Origin of the sequence: Pseudoclavibacter sp. RFBB5 (genome assembly GCF_002931555.1) — a bacterium.
GTDB lineage: Bacteria > Actinomycetota > Actinomycetes > Actinomycetales > Microbacteriaceae > Pseudoclavibacter.
Map to the genome: position 1 here is coordinate 783,201 of NZ_PSTZ01000007.1, position 21,619 is coordinate 804,819.

Consider the following 21,619-nt stretch of genomic DNA (forward strand, 5'->3'; position numbering starts at 1 on the left):
AGTCAGAAGAGAGAGGGCTGCGAGACGACGCTGTCCGTCGTCTCGACACGCCAGTCGACGGGAGCCGCTCCCTGGTCACGGAGGAGCTCGTTGGCCCTGGAGAATGGCCGCGAGCCGAAGAACCCCCTGGATGCGGACAGCGGGCTCGGGTGCGGGCTCTCGATGCGTGGAGTATCGCCCAGCATCGGGCCGAGGGCCTGTGCGTCCTTGCCCCACAGGATCGCGACGAGCGGCGACTGCCTGGCGACGAGCGCCGTGATCGCGGCGTCGGTGACCGCCTGCCAGCCGAGGCTGCGATGCGACCCCGCTGCCCCTGGGGAGACCGTGAGCACCCGGTTCAGCAGGAGGACACCCTGCTCGCTCCAGCGGGAGAGGTCGCCGCTCGCGGCCGGCTCGATGCCGAGGTCGTCGTGCAGCTCCCGGTAGATGTTGGCGAGGCTGCGCGGGAGCGGCCGCACGTGCGAGTCGGTGGCGAACGAGAGGCCGATGGGGTGTCCGGGCGTCGGGTACGGATCCTGACCGACGATCAGCACCCGCACCTGATCCAAGGGCTGGGTAAAGGCTCGCAGGACGTGCTCTGCGGCGGGAAGGAATCCGCGGCCGGCCTCGACCTCCGCCTCGAGGCATCGCTCGATCCGGGCAAGTGCGCCCGCCTCCGGTTCGAGAGCGCTGGCCCAGCCCTGCTCGAGTCGCCCCAGGTCAGCGAGGCCCGCTGGCACGGTCATCCGGACGCGCGACTGGACGAGACCGTGACGCCGCCCTCTGCTGCAGTGAGCTGCCAGACGCTGCCCGAACCGAGGATCTCGAGTGCGCCCTCCCCCACCTTCAGAACCGTGTCCTCGTCGATGGCGAGGATGCGCTCAGCCAGCCCCGCCTCGATGCTCGCTGCGCACAGCGCGACGAGACCCCACTGCGCTGCGTGCGCCCCGATGGTCAGGTCGACCAACCCGAGTCCCGCCTCGAGCGTCACCTCGTCGAGCCCCTCACCGGACTCCTCGGGAGCCACGGGCACGCCACCGATGCGCCAACCCCCGATGATGGCCTCATCGGCCGCGATCGCCGCCCCGGCGGAGTAGCCGAGGTACGACACGCCCTCGCTGACGAGGCGACGCACGTCCGTCGCGAGCGGAGCCAACGCGGCCAGATAGGCGGGCGTGTGCCCACCGGCGACGAGGATAGCGTGCGCCGTCGAGAAGCTCGCGAGGTCGATCTCGTCGAGCGGTTCGCCGGCCTCGGTGCTGCGCGCGAGCACCGGCGTGGCGAGGACGCCGGGGTCGAGCGAGCGCAGACGATCGGCGAACCAGTCCGCGATGGGGCGGGGTGCCTCCCCGACCGCGATGATCGCGATGACGGGAGTCTCGCCGCCAGCCCGCAGCCGTGCGTCGCTCGCGAGCTGGGAGAGCGCGAGCTCCACCCCCGGTCCGTCGCCGCCGCCAACCAGGAAGATGCTCATTCGCTCGACTCCTTCGCCGTGTCCTTCATCTCGAGACGCCCACGATGCAACTGGAACTGCTCTCGCTGGGCCACCGGCCGCACGATGAGCTCGTCGACGTTGACGTGCCCGGGCAGCTGCAGTGCAAGCTGGATGGTCGCAGAGATGTCGTCCGCTGTGAGCGGATGGTCGACACCCTCGTAGAGCTTCGCGGCCGACTCCTCGTCACCGCGCATCCGCTTGAGCGTGAACTCATCGGTGTGCACCATGCCGGGCGCGATGTCGATGACGCGGATGGGCTCGCCGCCGAGCTCGAGTCGGAGCACGCCGATCATCGCCGCCTCCGCCGCCTTGACCGCGACGTACCCTCCGCCACCCTGGTAGATGACTCGCCCTGCCGTCGACGTGACGGTGACGATGTCGGCGTGCGGGAACTCGTCCTGGCTGCTCGCGGCGGAGGCGCGCAGGAGCGGCAGCAACGCCGTGATGACGCGCTTGGTGCCGAGAACGTTCAGGTCGAACATCCGCTGCCAGTCATCGATGCGGCTCTCCTCGACGCTCTCGGTGCCGAACGCCCCGCCCGCGACGTTCACCAGCGCCTCGACCACGCCGAGCTGGGCCGCGCGATCCCGCAGCTCGGCGACGAACGCATCGCTCGTGATGTCGCCCGCGAGCACCTCTGCCCCGGTCTCGGCGGCGAGCTCGTCGAGCCGATCCGCACGACGAGCCGTCGCGAGCACCGTCCGCCCTGCGGCGCGCAGGGATCTGACCGTCGAACGGCCGATGCCGCTGCTCGCTCCCGTGACCACGACCACACGCGTTCTCTGTTGTTCAGGCATGCCTCCATCGTGGCATGCGCGCATGTCGCGAACGCTCAACGCGTGACGATTTGTGTCCCGTTCCGTTGCCCCCCAGTGCTCCCACTGCCACACTCGGTGCCACCCGACAGTCCAGTCGGGTCGCAGCCGACCCGGAGGCTACCTATGACCCAGAGCTTCGAGACCAGGCAGATCCATGCCGGTTCCGCCCCAGACCCGACGACCAACGCGGTGGTCACCCCCATCTATCAGACGACCTCGTACGTGTTCGACGACGCACAGCACGCGGCCGACCTGTTCTCCCTCTCCCGCGCGGGCAACATCTACACGCGCATCACCAACCCGACAACGGCCGTGCTCGAGGCCCGGATCGCCGACCTCGAGGGCGGCAGCGGCGCCCTCGCCCTCGCCTCCGGCCAGGCCGCCGAGGCCTTCGCGATCCTGAACATCGCCGGAGCCGGCGACCACATCGTGTCCTCCACCTCCATCTACGGGGGCACGTTCAACCTCTTCAAGTACACGTTCGCCAAGCTCGGCATCGACGTCACGTTCGTCGAGGACCAGAACAACCCGGACGCCTGGCGGGCCGCCGCCAAGGAGAACACGAAGCTCTTCTTCGGCGAGACGATCGGCAACCCCGCCGTGAACATCCTCGACATCGAGACCGTCGCAAACGTCGCACACGAGGTCGGCGTGCCCCTCATCGTCGACAACACCATCGCGACGCCCTACCTCATCCGCCCCTTCGAGCACGGGGCCGACATCGTCGTCCACTCCGCCACGAAGTTCCTCGGCGGCCACGGCGCCGTCATCGGCGGCATCATCGTCGACGGTGGCAGCTTCCCGTGGGATGAGCACAAGGCCCGCTTCCCCGGCCTCTCCGAACCAGACCCGAGCTACGACGGACTGAGCTACACGGGCGCCCTGGGCAACGCGAACGCCTTCCACACGAAGGCCCGCGTGCAGCTCCTGCGCGACATCGGCGCATCCATCGCCCCCGCGTCCTCCTGGCAGATCCTCCAGGGCGTGGAGACGCTCAGCCTCCGCATGGAACGCCACGTGTCCAACGCGACCGCCATCGCGAGCTGGCTGCAGGGCAACGCGGAAGTGCAGAACGTGAACTACGCGGGACTCGAGTCCAGCCCGTGGAACGCGCTCGCGAAGCGCTACGCCCCCAACGGCGCAGGCGCGATCCTCTCGTTCGAGCTCCGCGGAGGCGTCGAAGCCGGCCGCAAGCTCGTCGAGCGCGTCCAGCTCTTCAGCCACCTGGCGAACATCGGCGACGTGCGCAGCCTCATCGTGCACCCGCCGTCGACGACGCACTCGCAGCTGACGCCAGAGCAGCTGCTCGCCTCGGGCATCAACCCTGGACTCGTGCGCCTGTCGGTCGGTCTCGAGAACGTCGACGACCTCATCGCGGACCTCGCGCAGGCACTCGACTCCCTCCGCGCGTAGGCGCGGAATTGCCCGTAGCCTGGCGCTGATGGACTGGACAGATCACGGAATCTCGCCGCCGAGCGGCAGAATCCCGAACGACGAACTGCGGGCGGCCTCGTTGAGGCCGCCCGCCTCCGGCGCGTGGCGCGACGGCGACGATGTCGGCGACCGCCAATTCGCGTGGCTCGGGGCCTTCAGCCCCGAGCACGGAGGCGAGCTGCCGCTCATCAGACTCGCCTACGAGACCTGGGGCACGCTGAACGCCGACAGGTCGAACGCGATCCTCGTCCTCCACGCGCTCACCGGCGACTCCCACGTCGAAGGGCAGCTCGGCCCAGGGCACCCCACCGCCGGCTGGTGGCCCGGCATCATCGGCCCGGGGGCGCCCCTCGACACGGACCGCTACTTCGTCATCGCTCCCAACATGCTCGGGGGCTGCCAGGGCTCGACGGGTCCAGCCAGCCTCGACGCACGCGGCAATGCGTACGGTGCCTCGTTCCCCGTCCTGACAATCCGCGACCAGGTGCGCGCTCAGGCCCTGCTCGCCGACCAGCTCGGCATCTCGACGTTCGCGGCCGTCATCGGCGGCTCCATGGGCGGCATGCACGCGCTCGAATGGGGCATCATGCACCCCGACCGCACGCAGCGGCTCATCGTGATGAGCGCGCCAGCCGCGTCGGACGCGCAGACCATCGCGCAGAACACGCTGCAGATCGATGCCATCAGGCTCGACCCGAACTTCAACGACGGCGACTACGCGGACGAGCCCGCCGGCTTCGGGCCGCACCGGGGACTCGCCCTGGCGCGGCGGCTCGCCATGCTCAACTACCGCTCGGGCACTGAGCTCGACGACCGTTTCGGCCGCAGCTGGCAGTCGAACCTCAGCCCTGAGCAGGACGAGGGCCGCTACGCCGTCGAGTCCTACCTCGACTTCCACGGCAATCGGTTCACGCGTCGATTCGACGCCAACAGCTACATCACGCTGCTCACGGCGATGAGCTCGCACAACGTCGGCCGTGACCGTGGCGGGGTGGATGCGGCCCTCGGGCGCGTCACGGCATCAACCATGGTCATCGGCATCTCCACCGATGTGCTGTTCCCGCCGGAGACGCAGCACCGCATCGCGGCCGGCGTGCCGAACAGCTACTCAGGTGACCGGGCCGTCGCGATTCGATCGAACTTCGGCCACGACGGGTTCCTGCTGGAGATCCATCACGTCGGCGACGCGATCCGCTCGATGCTCGCCAACGGCTGACCTCGCCGCCGTGGGCGCGGCACGCCTGCTGCGCGGCCACATGGCCCACAGCGCCCAGACGAGCAGCACCACCAGGAGGCCGTTTCGCCCGGCGAGGAGGGCCACGCCCGCGGCGTGGGCGTCGGTCACGAAGTTGTAGTTGCCGGGGTAGATGACCTGCGTCAGCCAGGCGATGCACAGCGCGATCCCCGCAGGCAGCGCGAACCGCCTGACATCCACGATGAGGCCGAACACGATGACCGGCGCCAGCCAGGTGATGAACTGCGGTGACCCGACCTTGTTGAAGACGATGAACGAGAGCACAAGCGCGAGCGAGAGCGCCGGGAACAACCGGGTGAACGGCATCCCCCGGCGCTTGGAGACGAGCGCGAGCAGGACCACGCCGAGCACGGCCACGGCCAGCACCGGAGTGAGCAGTGCGCTGACGAACTCGGTGCCGGGCCCGTAGACCTGGAAGGTCAGGATCTCCATGGAGTAGGAAGCGCTGTAGCCGGGCACCTGCATCGAGGCCAGCCACATGGGCACGGTCGCCGCGACCGCCTCGACCTGGAGCCCACGGCCGGTCTGCTCGGTCACGAAGGAGAGCACGTTCGATCCCCCACCGAGAGCGAACGCCGGAATGAGCACGGCGGCGCAGACGACGAGAGCGCCCGCCACGAGCCAGAGGCGGTGCCGCAGCACGATGAAGGCGGCCGCGAACACGGCGGCCGGCCAGATCTTGAGCCAGGCCCCGAAGGTGAGGAGCGCACCCGCGATCTCCGGCCTCCGTCGGAGCGACAGGAGCGCGAGGAGCGCGATGGGGACGCTGATGGCGTCGATCCGCCCGAGGGCGACGGGACCGAGCAGCGCCATCAGGATGAGCCACCACCAGGCAGCCACCTGCCGGAGGCGAGCGTCGCGCGACGACGACCGCCAGAGCGTCAGGGCCGCGAACGCCACCGCATTGCCCGCCGTGACCACGAGCAGCCAGCCGAGACCGTAGTTCGCCTGCCCGCCCACCACGTCGGCGAGCAGCATCGGGAGCAGCGACGGCAGCGGATACACGAACGTCGCGTCGATGCCGGGCACCTGCCCCTGCTGCGCCTGATCCACCCACCCGCGGTACACCTGGAAGACGTCGCCCATCGGGTTCGAGAGCGAGTACAGGTTCACGAGGATCAGCACGTAGTGCACGCCGGCGAAGGCCAGCCAGAGCGTCACGATCGAGAGAGGGCCTCGCCAGTGACGGGCGATCCACGACGTAGTCATGCGGGACAAGCTACCCCAGCTCAGGCGTGGATCTTGGACGCCACGAGTGCGCCGACCAGCCGAGGCAGGACTGCGGTCGCGTCGCTCGCCCTGATGGGAGAGCCGGGCCCGTGCCGCTGGAGCTGGTCGATGGGCGCAAGGAGGTCGGCCGCGGCGGCCGAGTTGCCCGCGTTGATCTGCGAGGCGAACCAGCCGGCGCGCGCGTGCAGCCAGACGGCGGCGGCGGCGAGCTGCTGGGGCTCTGGCTGCTCGCTGACCTCGCGCTTGGAGGCGACGGCGCTCAGCGCCCCCATGGCGCCCGCGAGCACGTCTCCGGTGCCTGCGGTCGCGAGCCAGGCGCCGGGCGCATCCACGATGATCGTGGGGCCGTCACCTGCGATGTGGGTGCGGTGCCCTTTGAGCACAAGCGTGCATCCGAGGCGGTCGGTGACGAGGCGGACGGCCTGCTCCGGCTCCTTGATGACGTCGCTCGCATGCACCTCGGTGTTCTCGAGCTTCGTGATGAGCGCTGCGAGCTCAGCCGCGTGCGGTGTGAGGATGCACCGGCGCACATGGTGCCCGCCGAGGACGCGCTTGGCGATCTGCCCGAGGGCCCCCGAGTCGGCGATGACCGTCGCGTCGAGCTCACGCGCACGGTCAAGGGCCTCGCGTGCCTCGCTGGTGCGTCGCACGTCCTTCGGGTCCACGCCGGAGCCCACGATGAGCGCGTCGAACGACGCGAGGTCGGCCACGACCTCAGGACTCTGCCACAGCACGGCCTTCGTCTCGGCCTCGCCGCCCGAGTACCGCACCATGCCAATGCCGGTCGCGAGGGCGGCTCTCGTGCCGAGCACGGCGGCGCCGGGGTAGTGCGTCGAGCCCGTGACGAACGCGGCGACGCCCCTTCGGTACTTGTGGTCGTCCTCGCGCGGCGCGAACACGCTGGCCGCGGCGTCCTGAGCTTCGAATTCCCTCACCCGGCCATCCTGGTCGCTCTTCGGCGACACGCCAAGTCGATGGAGAGGGCTCAGGGGGTCCGGACCTCAGTGTCGGGCGGTCGCATCCCGGATCTCGCCGACAAGCTCCTCGATGATGTCCTCGAGGAACAGCACGCCGCGCGTGCTGCCTTCTCGGTCGAGCACCCGCGCCAGGTGGTTGCCTGTGCGGCGCATCATCGCGAGGGCGTCCTCGAGGTCGGCCTCGTCATGGACCCCGTCGAGCGAGCGGATGCGCTTGGCCGGGATCGGCTGGTCGAACTCGCCCGGCTCGTCGAGGTCGAGCACGTCCTTCAGGTGCACGTAGCCCGCGTACCCGCCCTCGCTGTCGAGGATGATGTAGCGCGAGTAGCCGTGCTCGGAGACGGCGCGCTGCAGCATCTCCGGCGTCGCGTCCGGCGGGAGCACGACGAGCTGGTCTCCGGCGATCGCGACGGAGGCGACCTTCTTGGCCGTGAACTCGAAGGTGTTCGACAGGGTGCCCGCGCGGTCCATGAGCACCCCCTCTCGCTTCGACTGCTCGACGATCCCGGCGACCTCGTCGAAGGTGAAGGCACTGGTCGTCTCGGCCTTCGGCTCGACGCCGAAGAGGCGCAGGGTCGTGTTCGCGATGCCGTTCAGCGCCCAGATGACCGGCGCGAACAGGCGCGAGAAGAACACGAGCGGCGGCGCGAGCAGCAGGGCCGCGCGGTCGGGAACCGAGAACGAGATGTTCTTCGGCACCATCTCGCCGAGGACGACGTGCAGGTAGGAGACGACGACGAGCGCGATGACGAACGCGATGGTCGAGATCATCTCCTCGCTGAGACCCGTGGCCGACAGCGGGATCTCGAGGAGGTGGTGGAGCGCGGGCTCGGACACGTTGAGGATGAGGAGCGAGCAGACCGTGATGCCGAGCTGGCTCGTCGCGAGCATGCCGGTCGCGTGCTCCATCGCGTAGAGCGTCTGCTGGGCTGCTTTGCTGCCCCGCTCCGCTCTGGGTTCGATCTGCGAGCGCTTCGCGGAGATGACGGCGAACTCCGCCCCGACGAAGAAGGCGTTCGCCGCGAGGAGGACGACAAGCCAGGCGAGTCCAGACCAGTACTCAGCCACGGTTCTCCTTCTCGGCGTGCTGGTCGGCGAGGCGCTGCATGAGCGCCTCCCTCGACTCGTAGGACTCGTTGGGGGTGAACGCGACGCGGTCGACGCGGCGGCCCTCCATCCGCTCGACCCGGAACGTGCCGACGGGGACCTGGACCTCGTCACCCACGGCCGGGATGCGCTCGAGGGCGTTCATGATGAAGCCTGCGACCGTCTCGTACGGTCCGTCGTCGTCGAGCTCGATGTTGAGCCGGTCACGCACCTCGTCTGGTCGGAGCATGCCGTCGAACGTGGTCCGTCCCTTGGCGCGGACCACATCGAGATGTGCGCGGTCGTGCTCGTCGACGAGCTCGCCGACGATCTCCTCGACGAGGTCCTCGAGCGTCACGACGCCATTCGTGCCGCCGTACTCGTCGAGCACAACCGCCAGCTGGAAGCCGCCGGATCGCAGCTCGGCGAGCAGCGCGTCCAAGCCGAGCGTCTCGGGGACGAGCAGCGCGTCGGTCTTGATCGCCCCGACCGGCACGGAGCGCCTCCGGTCGAGCGGAAGCGAGACGGCGTTCTTGAGGTGCGCCACGCCCACGATCTCGTCGATGTCCTCACCGGTCACCGGGAAGCGCGAATGCCCCGTCGACTTCGCGAGATCGATGAGGTCCTGCACCGGCGCGTCGACGGCGATGGACTGCACTCGAGGCCTCGGCGTCATCACATCCGCTGCGATGTGGTCGGCGAAGCGCAGCGTGCGACTCAGCAGCACGGCCCGCTCACCTTCGAGGATGCCGACGAGCGCTGAGCGCCGCACGAGGCTCGACAGCTCCTCCGCGGTGCGCGCGCCGGAGAGCTCTTCCTTCGGCTCGATGCCGACGGAGCGGATGAGTCCGTTCGCGCTGCCGTTCAGCACCGCGACCGCCGGCCTGAACACCGTCGTGAAGGCGACCTGCAGCGGGATGAGGAACTTCGCCGTCGTCCGTGGCACGGCGAGCGCGAAGTTCTTCGGGATGAGCTCGCCGACGACCATCGACAGGGCCGTCGCGATGACGATGGCCAGCACGGCTCCGACGGGGCGCACGGCGTCCTCCGGCAGTCCGACCGCGCCGAGCGGCGTCGCGAGCAGCGACGAGATCGCCGGCTCCATCGTGTAGCCGGTGAGGAGCGTGGTGAGCGTGATGCCGAGCTGCGCGCTCGAGAGGTGCGTGGACGTGTGCTTGAGCGCGTTGATCGTCGGGGTGAGGCGCTTCTCTCCTCGTTCCCGCCGCTTCTCGAGATCGTTGCGGTCGAGGTTGACGAGCGAGAACTCCGAGCCGACGAAGACGCCGGTTCCCAGGGTGAGGAGGACGCCGACCCCGAGCATAAGCCACTCGTTCACGCCACGTCACCACCCTGTCGAGCACACATATCCGAGACCCCCGTCAGCCGGCCGCGTCTACCAGGACACCGGGAGGGCCTTGCCCTCTTCGTAGCCGGCCGCCGACTGGATGCCGACCTTGGCCCGCTGGCGGAATTCGGGGAGTGAGTCAGCCCCCGCGTAGGTGAACGATGAGCGGACGCCGGTCGTGATCATGTCGATCAGGTCGTCGAGCCCAGGTCGCTTGGGGTCGAGCATGATCTTCGACGACGAGATGCCCTCCGCGAAGAGGAGCTTTCGCGCGCGCTCGTAGGGCTCGAGGTCCCCGAAACGCGCTTCGACCGCCTTCGTGGATGCCATGCCGAACGACTCCTTGAACCAGTTGCCAGCATCGTCGGTCCGCACCGTTCCCGGCGCCTCGACCGTGCCGGCGAACCATGAGCCGATCATGACGGCGGACCCACCGGCGGCGAGCGCGAGGGCGACGTCACGCGGATAGCGCACTCCCCCGTCCGCCCATACCCGCGCGCCGAGCGCGTGCGCGGTCTCCGATGTCTCCAGCACCGCGGAGAACTGCGGACGACCGACCGCGGTCATCATGCGCGTGGTGCACATGGCGCCGGGGCCGACGCCGACCTTGATGATGCTCGCCCCCGCCGAGACGAGGTCGTGGACGCCGCTTCCGGAGACGACGTTGCCCGCGACGATCGGAACGCCGAGCTCCGCCCCACGCACCGCCTCGATCGCTCGCAGCATGCTGCCCTGATGTCCGTGCGCGGTATCCAGGACCAGCACATCGGCGCCGGCCTCGACAAGCGCGCGTGCACGCTCGAGCGCGTTGCGCGACACGCCGACGGCGACCGCGACACGAAGGCGCCCCTGAGCATCCAGCGCCGGCTGATAGATCGTGCTGCGCAGCGCGCCGCTTGCCGTGACCGTCGCGATCTCACCACGCTCGGTCCGCACGGGCGCGAAGCTCTCGCCAGCCCCGGCGAAGGAGTTGAAGACCGCGCGGGAGTCGCGGGCGAGGGCCAGCGGCACCTCGTCGACGAAGTGGTGGCTCAGATCGGCCAGCACGGCGTCGCTCGGGACACGCGCCAGCGTCGACGCCTGCAGCACACCGAGCACCTCCCCATCGGGAGCCAGCACGGAGACCCCGAACCCGGCGACGGGCGGGACGATTTCGAGCACCGCGCCCACCGTCGCGTCGCCCGACGCGGTGAAGGGCGTGTCGAGGACCGGGTCCTGCGATTTAACCCAGGCGATCGCGGTCTGCAGAGCCTCGAGGGACATGTCCTGCGGCAGCACGCCGAGACCGCCTCGCCGTGCGATGGCCGCCGCCATGCGGGGACCGGTCACCGCGTTCATGTTCGAGGCGACCAGCGGGATCGTCATGCCGGTGCCGTCATCCGGGGCGAGCGAGACATTCAGCCTCGATCCCACATCCGACCTGCTCGGAATCAGGAAGACGTCCGAGTACGTGAGCTCGTGGTGTGGGGCGGGACCAGAGAAGTGCATGGCCTCCAGAATACGTTGCCCAGACGCCGAACCGGCCACTTTCGCGCAGAGCGCTCGCCAAGGGCGTTAGGCTGGTCACTCGATGGGGCCGCCGCCCAGATTCGGCGTGTCCCGCATCAACAGACGAACGCGAGACAAACTCAGGTGGCGAGTCATTTGACCAGTGCGGGTACAGACGAAGCAAAGTCCGATTTCGGAGCCAACGATTGGCTCGTCGAAGAGATGTACGAGAAGTACGTCAAGGACCCGAAGAGTGTCGACGAGGCCTGGTGGCCGACACTCGAGCAGTACGCCAAGCAGCAGACCGCTGCCCCGGCGAAGACGGCACCGGCAGCCCAGCCCGCGAAGGCGCAGGCAGCTCCAGCCGCTGAGGCAGAGGCGAAGAAGCCGGCCGCCGACGGCGAAGCGCGAAAGCAGGCGAAGACCACTGCCGCGGCCCCGCAGGAGAAGCTCATCCCCGCGGATGCGCCGGCAGCTGACAAGGAGAAGGCGCCGTCACGCGAGAACATCGTGTCGCCGCTGAAGGGCATGGCGAAGGCCATCGCCAAGAACATGGACATCTCGCTGCAGGTGCCGACCGCGACGAGCTACCGCGAGATCCCCGCGAAGCTCATGATCGACAACCGCATCGTCATCAACAACCACCTTCGCCGCACCCGCGGCGGCAAGGTCTCGTTCACGCACCTCATCGGCTGGGCCCTCGTGAAGGCGCTCATCAAGTTCCCGAGCATGAACGTCTACTACGACGAGGTCGACGGCAAGCCATCCGCCATCGAACCCGCCCACGTCAACCTCGGCATCGCGATCGACGTGCCGAAGCCCGACGGAACCCGCGCCCTCGTGGTCCCGAGCATCAAGCAGGCCGAGACGCTCAACTTCCGCGAGTTCCTCGGCGCGTACGAGGAGCTCATCAAGCGCGGTCGCCAGAACAAGCTCAGCGGCGACGACTACGCGGGCACGACGATCTCGCTCACGAACCCGGGCGGAATGGGCACCCTGCAGTCCGTCCCGAGGCTCATGAAGGGCCAGGGAGCGATCATCGGCGCCGGCGCCCTCGACTACCCGGCCCCCTACCAGGGAATGGCGCAGCACGTCCTCGACGATCTCGCCATCTCCAAGCGCCTCACGATCTCGAGCACGTACGACCACCGCGTCATCCAGGGCGCTGGCTCCGGCGAGTTCCTGAAGATCGTGCACGAGCACCTCACGGGCCAGCACAACTTCTACGAAGAGATCTTCGCGTCGCTGCGCATCCCGTACAAGCCCGTCGTGTGGTCGCAGGACGTCCACGTCGACCTCGCCGCCGCCATCAACAAGACGGCTCGCGTGCAGCAGCTCATCAACATGTACCGCGTGCGCGGCCACATGATGGCTGACATCGACCCGCTGCAGTACGTGCAGCGCACGCACCCGGACCTCGAGATCGAGAACCACGGGCTCACGTTCTGGGACCTCGAGCGCGAGTTCGTCGCGGACGGGTTCGGCGGAAGCCAGCGGATGCTCAAGCTCCGCGACATCCTCGGCATCCTCCGCGACTCCTACTGCCGCACCATCGGCATCGAGTACATGCACATCCAGGACCCGGAGCAGCGCGCCTGGTTCCAGGACGAGCTGGAGCACCCGTACACGAAGCCCACGCACGAAGAGCAGATGCGCATCCTCAACAAGCTCAACGAGGCTGAGGCGTTCGAGACGTTCCTGCAGACGAAGTACGTCGGCCAGAAGCGCTTCTCGCTCGAGGGTTCCGAGTCGGTCATCTCCCTGCTCGACACGATCATCCAGGGTGCCGCCGAGGAAGACCTCGACGAGGTCGCGATCGGCATGGCCCACCGCGGCCGCCTCAACGTGCTCACCAACATCGCCGGCAAGACGTACGGCCAGATCTTCCGCGAGTTCGAGGGTGTGCAGTCCAGCTCGGGCCGCGGCAACTCGGGCGATGTGAAGTACCACCTCGGCATCGAGGGAACGTTCACGGCCGCCTCCGGCGCGACGATCCCGGTCTACCTCGCCGCCAACCCTTCGCACCTCGAGGCTGTCAACGGCGTGCTCGAGGGCATCGTGCGCGGCAAGCTCGACCGCAAGGCCGACGGCCGGGATGCGGTCCTGCCGATCCTCATCCACGGTGACGCCGCCATGGCGGGTCAGGGCGTCGTCTACGAGACGATGCAGATGTCGCAGCTCCGCGCCTACCGCACGGGCGGCACGATCCACGTGAACATCAACAACCAGGTCGGCTTCACGACGACGCCTCGCGACGCCCGTTCGTCGATGTACTCGACCGATGTGGCCAAGGCCATCTCGGCTCCCGTGTTCCACGTGAACGGCGACGACCCCGAGTCCGTGGCGCGCGTCGCCGAGCTCGCGTTCGCCTACCGCCAGCGCTTCAAGCGCGATGTGGTCATCGACCTCATCTCCTACCGCCGCCGCGGCCACAACGAGGGCGACGACCCCTCGATGACGCAGCCCCTCATGTACAACCTCATCGAGGCGAAGCGCTCCGTGCGCAAGCTGTACGCCGAGGCGCTCGTCGGACGTGGCGACATCACACAGGACGAGTTCGACGCGGCGCAGAAGGACTTCCACGACCGCCTCGAGCGCGCCTTCGCGGAGACGCACCAGGCCCAGACGCAGTCGACCCCGATCTCGGCCGCCGAGCTCTCAGCAGTGGGCTCCCGCGAGGAGAACCACCGCTCCGAGCCGGAGTCGACGGCTGTCGCCCGCGAGGTCATCGAGACCATCGGCGACGCGCACGGGAACCCGCCAGAGGGCTTCTCGGTGCACACGAAGCTCAAGGCCGTGCTGTCGAAGCGCGAGCAGATGAGCCGCGAAGGCGGCATCGACTGGGCCTTCGGCGAGCTCCTCGCCCTCGGCTCGCTGCTCATGGAGGGCACGCCCGTGCGCATGTCCGGCCAGGACTCGCGCCGCGGGACGTTCGTGCAGCGTCACGCGCTCTTCCACGATCGCCTCAACGGCCAGAACTGGCTGCCGCTCTCCAACCTGAGCGACAACCAGGCACCCATCTCGATCTACGACTCGTTCCTGAGCGAGTACGCGGTGCTCGGCTTCGAGTACGGCTACTCGGTGGAGCGTCCCGACGCGCTTGTCCTCTGGGAGGCGCAGTTCGGTGACTTCGTGAACGGCGCACAGACGATCATCGACGAGTTCATCTCGGCGTCCGAGCAGAAGTGGAACCAGCGCTCGAGCGTCGTGCTGCTGCTCCCCCACGGCTACGAGGGTCAGGGTCCCGACCACTCCTCGGCGCGCATCGAGCGCTTCCTCACGCTCGCGGCAGAGGAGAACATGACGGTCGCGATGCCATCGACGCCCGCGTCGCACTTCCACCTGCTGCGCCGTCAGGCCTACGCGCGTCCGCGCAAGCCGCTCGTGATCTTCACGCCGAAGTCGATGCTGCGCCTGCGCAGCGCCGTCTCGCCGGTCGAGGACTTCACGAACGGCGCGTTCCGGCCCGTCCTGGACGACGAGCGCATCACCGACAAGGCCGCGGTTCGGCGCGTCGTGCTGCACGCCGGCAAGCTGCACTACGACCTCCGTGCGGAGCTCGACAAGCGCGAGGACTCGACGGTCGCCCTGGTGCGGCTCGAGCAGTTCTACCCGATGCCGGGCGAGGAGATCAACCGCATCCTCGCCGAGTACCCGAACGCGGAGATCATCTACGCGCAGGACGAGCCGGAGAACCAGGGTGCTTGGCCCTTCATCCGCACGCACCTCGCGCCGATGCTCGAAGGACGCACGATCCGCGCGGTCACCCGCCCGGAGTCGTCGGCACCTTCGGTCGGCACGATGAAGGCGCACCAGCGTCAGCAGGCCGAGCTCATCGAGGGAGTGCTGGCCGACTAGGCAGGTCCTCCGCGAACGCAGAAGGCGCCCGTCCCGAGCAATCGGGGCGGGCGCCTTCGTGTGCTGTCTGAACGGCCTGCTAGCGCCCGGTCAGGAGAGCGACGGCGTCGTCGAGGTACGCGGCGAGTGGCGTCGAGCTGCTTGCGCCGAGACCGGCCTGCGCGCCAGGGACAGCTCCCCAGTGCAGGACCACCTCGCCGCCCACCACCTCGAGGCCGGGATGCGCGTCGGCACCCCCGCTGTCGGAGAGCTGGATACGCGCCGCGCCGTAGTTGACGACCTCGCCAAGGGCGAACCCGGACTTCAGCGCGGCCAGCTGCACGCGACGTCGCTCGGCCGCAAGCGCCGACTGCTCGCTGTAGTGGTCTGGCTGCTTCGCGACCCGGATGACGGAGCCGACGCGGAACAGCCCGCCGCTCTCGTCGAGCAGCAGCTCACGCAACCGCCACACGTTCGAGACGCGCCGCAGGACGGGGCCCCGACGGACGCCGAGGACGGGGCGACGCTCGACCAGCTCGGCGAGCGTCTCCCGCCTGGCATCCCGTTCCCGCAGCTCGGAGATGGCCTCGTCGACGCGGGCAGAGAGCAGGCGCCAGGCGTCCTCCTCGGGATCCGGAGTCATGGGCAGGACACGAGTTCGCGGGCGCCCCGTGTCAGTTCGCGACCGGCGTGCCGTGCGAACGCTGGATGTTGCGCAGCTGGTCGAGGACGTGCAGGCGCAGCTCTTCGGGGGCGCGCTCCTTGCAAGCGCGCTGGACGACTTCCATGAGCGAGCGGTTCACGTGCAGCTCGCTCTCGCAGTCCTTGCAGTGCTCGAGGTGCTCGCGAATATCGCTCGCGTCCGTACTGGCGAGTTCGTTGCGCAGGTACTCCTCGAGGGCGTCCTTGGCTTTCTCGCAGCCGCAATCGGTCATTTCTTGCTCCCTGTTTCCTGCTCGTCCCCGTCCAGGGCCGGAATGATGCCGTTCTCTCGCGCGTAGCCGGTGAGGCGCTCGCGAAGCAGTCGCCTGCCGCGGTGAAGCCGCGACATGACGGTGCCGACGGGGGTCTTCATGATGTCTGCGATCTCCTTGTAGGAGAATCCCTCCACGTCTGCGAGGAACACCGCCAGGCGGAAGTCCTCCGGGATCGCCTGGAGGGCGTCCTTCACCGTCGAGTCGGGGAGGTGGTCGATGGCCTCGGCCTCGGCCGAGCGCGACGAGGTCTGGGCCGTCGCCGACTCGGCGCCGCCGAGCTGCCAGTCCTCGAGGTCCTCGAGCGCGTTCGCGTACGGCTCCCGCTGCTTCTTGCGGTACGAGTTGATGAAGAGGTTCGTGAGGATGCGGTACAGCCACGCTTTGAGGTTCGTGCCCTGCTCGAAGCGCGCGAAGGCGACGAAGGCCTTCACGAAGGTCTCCTGTACGAGGTCCTGCGCGTCTGCGGGGTTTCGAGTCATGCGCATAGCTGCCGCGTACAACTGGTCGATGTACTGCAGCGCCTGCTCCTCGAACAGCTGCCGGAGTTCGTCCTGATCTGGGGTCGCCTGAGGCGACTTCTGCTCACTCATTACGCGTGAGTGTACTGCCGTGCGCCTCTCGGCGGCTTGACGCCTCGGCGGCGCGAGGGTTGTCTGCAAGGGTTGCCCTCCCCTTCGTTGTCTGGCGGAATCGTCTTTCCGGGTGATACGAGCGCCACTGGCGGTATCGTTGTCAACCAATGGAGATCTTTGGCTATTCCGGACCACGCTTCGACTTGTACCGAGACGACGAGGGCAGCGAGCCCCTGACCCTCGGCGACGGCCCGTGGGAGGCCCCGACGGCGAGTGCGCCGATCGACGCGCGCCTGCAGATCCCTGGGTCGAAGAGCCTCACCAACCGTGAACTGGTGCTCTCCGCACTGGCCGGCGCACCATCACTGCTTCGGCACCCCCTGTGGGCCCGAGACACCGAGCTCATGATCGAGGCGCTCAGGCAGCTCGGCACGAGGATCGTCGAGGTCCCCGGCGACGGTCGGTTCGGGAACGATCTCGAGATCACGCCGGGCGAGCTCGAAGGCGGCGTCTCCATCGACTGCGGCCTCGCGGGCACCGTCATGCGCTTCGTCCCGCCCCTCGCATCCCTCGCCCTCGGCCCCGTCGCCTTCGACGGCGACGAGGCGGCTCGCCGACGCCCGATGAAGGGCACGGTGGATGCGCTCAAGGCGCTCGGTGTCGAGGTCCGCGACGACGGGAGGGGCGGGCTGCCCTTCTCGCTCTACGGGACCGGCGAGGTGACGGGAGGCGAGGTCACGATCGACGCTGGAGCCTCCAGCCAGTTCGTCTCTGGGCTCCTCATGGCCGGCGCGCGCTTCGAGGACGGGCTCACGCTCATCCACTCGGGCGATCGGGTCCCGAGCCAACCGCATATCGACATGACGCTCGCCGCCCTGCGGGAGCGTGGGGTCGAGATCGACGACTCGGAGGCGGGCACGTGGCGTGTGTCGCCTGGCAGCATCGACGGGCGCGAGCTCACGATCGAGCCCGACCTCTCCAATGCGGAGCCCTTCCTCATCGCGGCGATCGTCGCGGGCGGCAGCGTCTCCATTGAAGACTGGCCGGCGACGACCACGCAGGTCGGATCTCACCTCGAGCACCTGCTCCCGCTCTTCGGCGCGCAGATCTCGGTCGCGGACGGCGTGCTCACGTGCACGGTTGAACGAGGCATCGCCGAGGGAGCCGAGCTGCCGGGAGTCGACCTCGATCTCTCCGAGGCGGGAGAGCTCGCCCCCAACCTCGCGGCGCTCTGCGGGCTCTGCACCACCACGAGCCGCATCACGGGCATCGCCCACCTCCGGGGCCACGAGACCGACCGCGTGGCGGCCATCGCCGCAGAGCTGCGCGGCATCGGCTGCGAGGTCACCGAGCTCGACGACGGGCTCGAGATCGTTCCCGGACCGCGCACCGCCCACGAATGGCGCAGCTACGAGGACCACCGCATGGCCACCTCAGGTGCCATCGTCGGCCTCGCGATCGAGGGCGTGACCGTCGACGACATCCACGCCACGAGCAAGACGCTCCCCCAGTTCACCCAGCTCTGGCAGGACATGCTGGACCAGGGCACGGTCGGCGACCCGGACGAGGGCGAGGACGACGGCAGCGTCGACCTCACCGCCTTCAGCATCTGACCGTGGCTCGCTCACTCGGCGACGCGTTCGACGCCTACGGCGACTGGGACGAGGACGACTTCCGGGGGCGCCCGAACCCCAAGGCGAACAGGCCCCGATCGAAGCAGCGTCCGAAGCACTCCGACGCCGTGACCGGACGCGTCGTGACCGTCGACCGCGGACGCTACACGGTGCTGCTCGACGAGGGCACGCCGGAGGAGCGAACCGTCACCGCCGCCAAGGCGCGAGAGATCGGCCGGACGGCGATCGTCACGGGAGACCTCGTCGACATCGTCGGCGACACGACCGGCGACGCCGGCAGCCTCTCCCGCATCGTGCGCATCGTCGAACGCAAGACGCTCCTCCGCCGCAGCGCGGACGACACCGACCAGGTCGAGCGCGTCATCGTCGCAAACGCCGACCAGATGCTCGTCGTCGCGGCGACAGCGCAGCCGGAGCCGCGACCACGACTCATCGACCGCTACCTCGTGGCGGCCCTCGACGCGGGCATCCAGCCCCTCCTCGTGCTCACCAAGACGGACGTGGCGCCCGCTGACGAGCTGCGCGCGCTCGTCGAGCCCCTCGGCGTGAAGGTCTTCGAGTCTCGCCCGGGAGGCGAGCCCATCGACGAGCTCCGAGCGGCGCTCACCGGGCACACGACCGTCGCCGTCGGCCATTCCGGCGTCGGGAAGTCGACGCTCGTGAACGCGCTCGTACCCGGCACGCTCCGCGAGACGGGAGTCGTCAACGCCGTCACCGGTCGCGGCAGGCACACCTCCTCATCCACCCTCGCCGTTCGGATCGAGGACGCCGAGGGCCGCACCGGCTGGATCATCGACACACCCGGAGTCCGGTCATTCGGACTCGGGCACGTCGATCGCGACAACGTGCTGCGCGGCTTCACCGAACTCGCCGACATCGCCGAGGACTGCCCGCGCGGATGCACGCACCGGGCCGACGCCCCGGACTGCGCGCTCGACGACGCTGCGCGTGACGGCGAGCTCGACGAGGCTGGCATCGCCAGGCTCGACTCGCTGCGACGCCTGTTCATGTCGCTCGACCAGGCGGCCGACGCGAGCTACTAGCTGGCCCCTGGCCTAGGCTGACCGTGTGGCCACCGAACTCCTGCACCCGCTCTCCTCCGACCTCCGCCTCGCACGAGAGCTCGCCGACATCGCCGATGCGGTCTCGATGCAGCACTTCAACTCGCGCTCGCTCGGGGTGTACGAGAAAGAGGACCGGACGCCGGTGACCGACGCGGACCGGGCCGTCGAGCAGGCCCTGCGCGCGCGCCTCGCGGAGACCCGCCCGAGCGACTCCATCCTCGGCGAGGAGTACGGCTCGCAGGGCACCTCCCGCCGGCAGTGGATCATCGACCCGATCGACGGCACCGCCAACTTCATGCGCGGCATCCCGATCTGGGCGACCCTGATCTCGCTGGTCATCGACGGCGTTCCCGAGGTGGGTGTCGTGTCGGCACCCGGCCTCAACAGGCGCTGGTGGGGCGCGACCGGCCAGGGTGCGTACCTCGACGACGACCTCAGCGACCGCGATGTCGCCACCGACCGGCGCATTCAGGTGAGCGCCGTCGACGAGCTCGAACGGGCATCCCTCAGCTACAACAGCCTCAAGGGCTGGGATGACGCGGGCCGCTCAGCGCAGCTGCTCGAGTTCAGCCGAGCCATCTGGCGCACGCGCGCCGTCGGCGAGGTCTGGTCCTACATGCTCGTCGCGGAGGGCGCGCTCGAGATCGCGGGAGAGTTCGATCTGCAGCCGTACGACATGGCCGCGATCGTGCCGATCGTCGTGGAGGCAGGCGGCACGTTCACCAGCATGGACGGGGAAGAAGGACCGTGGCACGGCAGTGCGCTCGCCACGAATGGCCTTCTGCACGATCAGGCGCTCAAGGCCCTCGCAGCCCGCTGATCCGGTTCGCGACTCGGCCGGAGATCAGACGTCACTCCCCCACTGGCTGCTCGCGCTGGCGTCGCCGATGCCCGACAAGGTCCACGACGGCGACCACGAGCGTGAGACAGGCCAGGCAGATGACCACGAGCAGGCCGCCGGCGACGGACGTCTTGTAGGCCTCCTGCACGACAGGCGAACTCGTGTCCTGCACGGCTCCCGTGACCTGCAGGGCGGCGACCCCCGCGAAGAAGACGGAGCTGCCGATCGCCAAGCCCATGGCGTTGCCGAGGCGCTGCCCGACCTGCGCGAACGAGCCCGCGATGCCCGCCTGCTCGACGGGGACGTGCAGGAGCATCCGCATCTGGTTCGCCCCCATCACCAGCCCCGCGCCCGCACCCGAGATGACCAGCGACGCGCTGACCAGGTAGGGCGACAGCGCCGGCTCAGCCAGCTGGGTCACGACGAGCACCACGCTGTAGCCCACAACGAACAGCGCGACGCCGACGGCGACGAGCGTGGCCCCGTGCTGGAACGTCCACTTGCCCGACACGGCTGCCACGACCGCCGAGGTGAGCGCGTACGGGACCGAGACGGCACCGACCAGCACGGCCGGGTGTCCGAGCCCCTGCTGCAGAAACAGCGTCACGAGCAGGAAGCCGACGGGCATCGCGGCGAAGAACAGCGTCGTGATGAGCACCCCGTAGCGATACGAGGGCGTGCGGAAGAGCGCGAAGTCGACGACGGGCGTCTTCCCGATCCGGAGGTAGCGCCGTTCCCAGAGGATGAACGCGACGAAGAAGCCGAGCGCTGGGGCGAGCAGCCACCACCGGGCCGGGTCGTCAGTGTCCCGCCCCGACGTCAGCACGAATGGGAGCATCGTCGTCAGCACGGCCAGCCCGAGGAGGGCGACGCCGAAGAGGTCGAGCGTCTGCCCCTTCGCCACTTCCTGCCTCGATGGGAGTAGCCGCCAGGCGAACGGCAGCACGACAAGGGCGAGGGGCACGTTCATCGCGAAAGTCCAGCGCCAGCCGGCCTCCTCCCCCAGCAGGCCGATGAGCAAGCCGCCGATCGTCGGACCGAACGCCGTGCCGAGCCCGACGATGGCGCCGAAGATCCCGAAGGCCCGCCCACGCTCCTGGCCCGTGAAGAGCTGCTGGATGAGGCCGAGCACCTGCGGCATCAGGATGCCGGCGGCGAAACCCTGCAGGATTCGACCGCCGATCAGCATCTCGGTGCTCACACTCAGCGCGCACACGAGCGACGCGAGCCCGAAGGCGACGAGACCAATCAGGAACAGGCGCTTGCGATTCCACAGGTCGCCGAGTCGCCCCGAGGGAACCAGCAGGATTCCGAATGCCAGCACGTAGCCGGCGACGATGAGCTGCACGTCGGAGGAGGCCGCGCCGAGCGTGTGCTCGATCGGGCCGAGCGTGACGTTGACCTTGGCCAGATCGAGGATCGTGAGCACGGCGACCGCCGCGCACACCGCAAAGGCGGGCCAGCGGGAGGCCTCCTGGGGTGCTGTGGCGGAGGAGGAGGGTCCACCCTGCCGGACGGTCGACTGCTGGGTGGGGGAACTCGCGTCTGCAGACATAGGGAGCCAATGCTACGCCCGCGGGACGACAC

Annotated in this window: 18 protein-coding genes; 6 read left to right on the top strand and 12 right to left on the bottom strand. The window is 68.9% G+C overall.

The window, feature by feature from the left end; translation table 11 throughout:
- Positions 1-2: 2 nt before the first annotated feature.
- Genes C5B97_RS11565 through C5B97_RS11575 form a run of 3 tightly spaced genes read right to left on the bottom strand, consistent with a single transcriptional unit; the run spans position 3 to position 2,271 of the window.
- Positions 3-725, bottom strand: coding sequence for a uracil-DNA glycosylase (locus tag C5B97_RS11565; RefSeq protein WP_104312168.1), 723 nt, complete (start codon positions 723-725; stop codon positions 3-5).
- Complete coding sequence (locus tag C5B97_RS11570; RefSeq protein WP_104312169.1) at positions 722-1,453, bottom strand: Type 1 glutamine amidotransferase-like domain-containing protein; 732 nt, start codon at positions 1,451-1,453, stop codon at positions 722-724. The genes C5B97_RS11565 and C5B97_RS11570 overlap by 4 nt, the downstream gene beginning before the upstream one ends.
- Entirely contained in the window at positions 1,450-2,271 is an 822-nt protein-coding gene (locus C5B97_RS11575) for an SDR family oxidoreductase (RefSeq protein ID WP_104312170.1), read from the bottom strand. Before C5B97_RS11575 ends, C5B97_RS11570 begins: the two co-directional genes overlap by 4 nt.
- A 144-nt stretch (positions 2,272-2,415) precedes the next feature.
- On the opposite strand from C5B97_RS11575, the gene C5B97_RS11580 reads away from it, so the two are divergent.
- Together C5B97_RS11580 and C5B97_RS11585 are read left to right on the top strand one after the other, a co-directional pair.
- Positions 2,416-3,705, top strand: coding sequence for a bifunctional o-acetylhomoserine/o-acetylserine sulfhydrylase (locus C5B97_RS11580; RefSeq protein ID WP_104312171.1), 1,290 nt, complete (start codon positions 2,416-2,418; stop codon positions 3,703-3,705).
- Between the two features lie 28 nt (positions 3,706-3,733).
- Positions 3,734-4,942, top strand: a complete 1,209-nt coding sequence (locus tag C5B97_RS11585) for a homoserine O-acetyltransferase (RefSeq protein ID WP_104312172.1) — start codon at positions 3,734-3,736, stop codon at positions 4,940-4,942.
- Here C5B97_RS11585 and C5B97_RS11590 read toward each other — a convergent pair.
- The 5 genes from C5B97_RS11590 to C5B97_RS11610 all read right to left on the bottom strand — a co-directional run bounded on the left by C5B97_RS11590 (position 4,835) and on the right by C5B97_RS11610 (position 11,107).
- Positions 4,835-6,190 carry a glycosyltransferase 87 family protein gene (locus C5B97_RS11590; protein ID WP_104312173.1) on the bottom strand — a complete coding sequence of 452 codons (1,356 nt, stop codon included), beginning with the start codon at positions 6,188-6,190 and terminating at the stop codon, positions 4,835-4,837. The genes C5B97_RS11585 and C5B97_RS11590 overlap by 108 nt on opposite strands.
- Before the next feature lie 20 nt (positions 6,191-6,210).
- A complete protein-coding gene (locus C5B97_RS11595) occupies positions 6,211-7,146 on the bottom strand; it encodes an ADP/ATP-dependent (S)-NAD(P)H-hydrate dehydratase (RefSeq protein ID WP_179556521.1) in 936 nt (311 codons plus the stop codon).
- Positions 7,147-7,212: 66 nt separating this feature from the next.
- Positions 7,213-8,256 (bottom strand): hemolysin family protein, encoded by a 1,044-nt coding sequence (locus C5B97_RS11600; RefSeq protein ID WP_104312175.1) that lies wholly within the window; start codon positions 8,254-8,256, stop codon positions 7,213-7,215.
- Positions 8,249-9,595, bottom strand: coding sequence for a hemolysin family protein (locus C5B97_RS11605; protein ID WP_104312176.1), 1,347 nt, complete (start codon positions 9,593-9,595; stop codon positions 8,249-8,251). The genes C5B97_RS11600 and C5B97_RS11605 overlap by 8 nt, the downstream gene beginning before the upstream one ends.
- Positions 9,596-9,667: 72 nt before the next feature.
- Entirely contained in the window at positions 9,668-11,107 is a 1,440-nt protein-coding gene (locus C5B97_RS11610; protein ID WP_104312177.1) for a GuaB1 family IMP dehydrogenase-related protein, read from the bottom strand.
- Positions 11,108-11,251: 144 nt separating this feature from the next.
- On the opposite strand from C5B97_RS11610, the gene C5B97_RS11615 reads away from it, so the two are divergent.
- On the top strand, positions 11,252-14,965 hold the full coding sequence (locus C5B97_RS11615; RefSeq protein ID WP_104312178.1) for a multifunctional oxoglutarate decarboxylase/oxoglutarate dehydrogenase thiamine pyrophosphate-binding subunit/dihydrolipoyllysine-residue succinyltransferase subunit: 3,714 nt from the start codon (positions 11,252-11,254) through the stop codon (positions 14,963-14,965).
- 79 nt (positions 14,966-15,044) lie between these two features.
- Here the strand turns inward: C5B97_RS11615 and C5B97_RS11620 are convergent, their stop codons facing one another.
- From C5B97_RS11620 to C5B97_RS11630, 3 genes are read right to left on the bottom strand one after another with little or no spacing between them, the layout of a single operon-like run.
- Positions 15,045-15,587 (bottom strand): hypothetical protein, encoded by a 543-nt coding sequence (locus tag C5B97_RS11620; protein ID WP_104312179.1) that lies wholly within the window; start codon positions 15,585-15,587, stop codon positions 15,045-15,047.
- Between the two features lie 31 nt (positions 15,588-15,618).
- The gene (locus C5B97_RS11625; RefSeq protein ID WP_104253513.1) at positions 15,619-15,879 is read right to left on the bottom strand and encodes a zf-HC2 domain-containing protein; all 261 of its coding nucleotides are present in this window, start codon (positions 15,877-15,879) and stop codon (positions 15,619-15,621) included.
- Positions 15,876-16,511 (bottom strand): sigma-70 family RNA polymerase sigma factor, encoded by a 636-nt coding sequence (locus C5B97_RS11630; RefSeq protein WP_104312180.1) that lies wholly within the window; start codon positions 16,509-16,511, stop codon positions 15,876-15,878. Before C5B97_RS11630 ends, C5B97_RS11625 begins: the two co-directional genes overlap by 4 nt.
- Positions 16,512-16,660: 149 nt before the next feature.
- Here C5B97_RS11630 and aroA point away from each other — a divergent pair, with 149 nt between their 5' ends.
- Genes aroA through C5B97_RS11645 form a run of 3 tightly spaced genes read left to right on the top strand, consistent with a single transcriptional unit; the run spans position 16,661 to position 20,011 of the window.
- On the top strand, positions 16,661-18,106 hold the full coding sequence (gene aroA / locus C5B97_RS11635; RefSeq protein ID WP_104312181.1) for a 3-phosphoshikimate 1-carboxyvinyltransferase: 1,446 nt from the start codon (positions 16,661-16,663) through the stop codon (positions 18,104-18,106).
- Positions 18,107-18,108: 2 nt separating this feature from the next.
- Positions 18,109-19,170: a ribosome small subunit-dependent GTPase A gene (gene rsgA / locus C5B97_RS11640; protein ID WP_104312182.1), complete on the top strand. Its 1,062-nt coding sequence runs from the start codon at positions 18,109-18,111 to the stop codon at positions 19,168-19,170.
- Between the two features lie 25 nt (positions 19,171-19,195).
- The gene (locus C5B97_RS11645) at positions 19,196-20,011 is read left to right on the top strand and encodes an inositol monophosphatase family protein (protein WP_104312183.1); all 816 of its coding nucleotides are present in this window, start codon (positions 19,196-19,198) and stop codon (positions 20,009-20,011) included.
- Positions 20,012-20,042: 31 nt separating this feature from the next.
- Here the strand turns inward: C5B97_RS11645 and C5B97_RS11650 are convergent, their stop codons facing one another.
- Positions 20,043-21,587 carry an MFS transporter gene (locus tag C5B97_RS11650; RefSeq protein ID WP_104312184.1) on the bottom strand — a complete coding sequence of 515 codons (1,545 nt, stop codon included), beginning with the start codon at positions 21,585-21,587 and terminating at the stop codon, positions 20,043-20,045.
- Positions 21,588-21,619 lie beyond the last annotated feature (32 nt).

Coding starts and splice junctions, on each gene's coding strand:
- C5B97_RS11565 (WP_104312168.1), bottom strand. CDS start 725: ATGACCGTGCCAGCGGGCCTCGCTGACCTGGGGCGACTCGAGCAGGGC.
- C5B97_RS11570 (WP_104312169.1), bottom strand. CDS start 1,453: ATGAGCATCTTCCTGGTTGGCGGCGGCGACGGACCGGGGGTGGAGCTC.
- C5B97_RS11575 (WP_104312170.1), bottom strand. CDS start 2,271: ATGCCTGAACAACAGAGAACGCGTGTGGTCGTGGTCACGGGAGCGAGC.
- C5B97_RS11580 (WP_104312171.1), top strand. CDS start 2,416: ATGACCCAGAGCTTCGAGACCAGGCAGATCCATGCCGGTTCCGCCCCA.
- C5B97_RS11585 (WP_104312172.1), top strand. CDS start 3,734: ATGGACTGGACAGATCACGGAATCTCGCCGCCGAGCGGCAGAATCCCG.
- C5B97_RS11590 (WP_104312173.1), bottom strand. CDS start 6,190: ATGACTACGTCGTGGATCGCCCGTCACTGGCGAGGCCCTCTCTCGATC.
- C5B97_RS11605 (WP_104312176.1), bottom strand. CDS start 9,595: ATGCTCGGGGTCGGCGTCCTCCTCACCCTGGGAACCGGCGTCTTCGTC.
- C5B97_RS11610 (WP_104312177.1), bottom strand. CDS start 11,107: ATGCACTTCTCTGGTCCCGCCCCACACCACGAGCTCACGTACTCGGAC.
- C5B97_RS11620 (WP_104312179.1), bottom strand. CDS start 15,587: ATGACTCCGGATCCCGAGGAGGACGCCTGGCGCCTGCTCTCTGCCCGC.
- C5B97_RS11625 (WP_104253513.1), bottom strand. CDS start 15,879: ATGACCGATTGCGGCTGCGAGAAAGCCAAGGACGCCCTCGAGGAGTAC.
- C5B97_RS11630 (WP_104312180.1), bottom strand. CDS start 16,511: ATGAGTGAGCAGAAGTCGCCTCAGGCGACCCCAGATCAGGACGAACTC.
- aroA (WP_104312181.1), top strand. CDS start 16,661: ATGGAGATCTTTGGCTATTCCGGACCACGCTTCGACTTGTACCGAGAC.
- C5B97_RS11650 (WP_104312184.1), bottom strand. CDS start 21,587: ATGTCTGCAGACGCGAGTTCCCCCACCCAGCAGTCGACCGTCCGGCAG.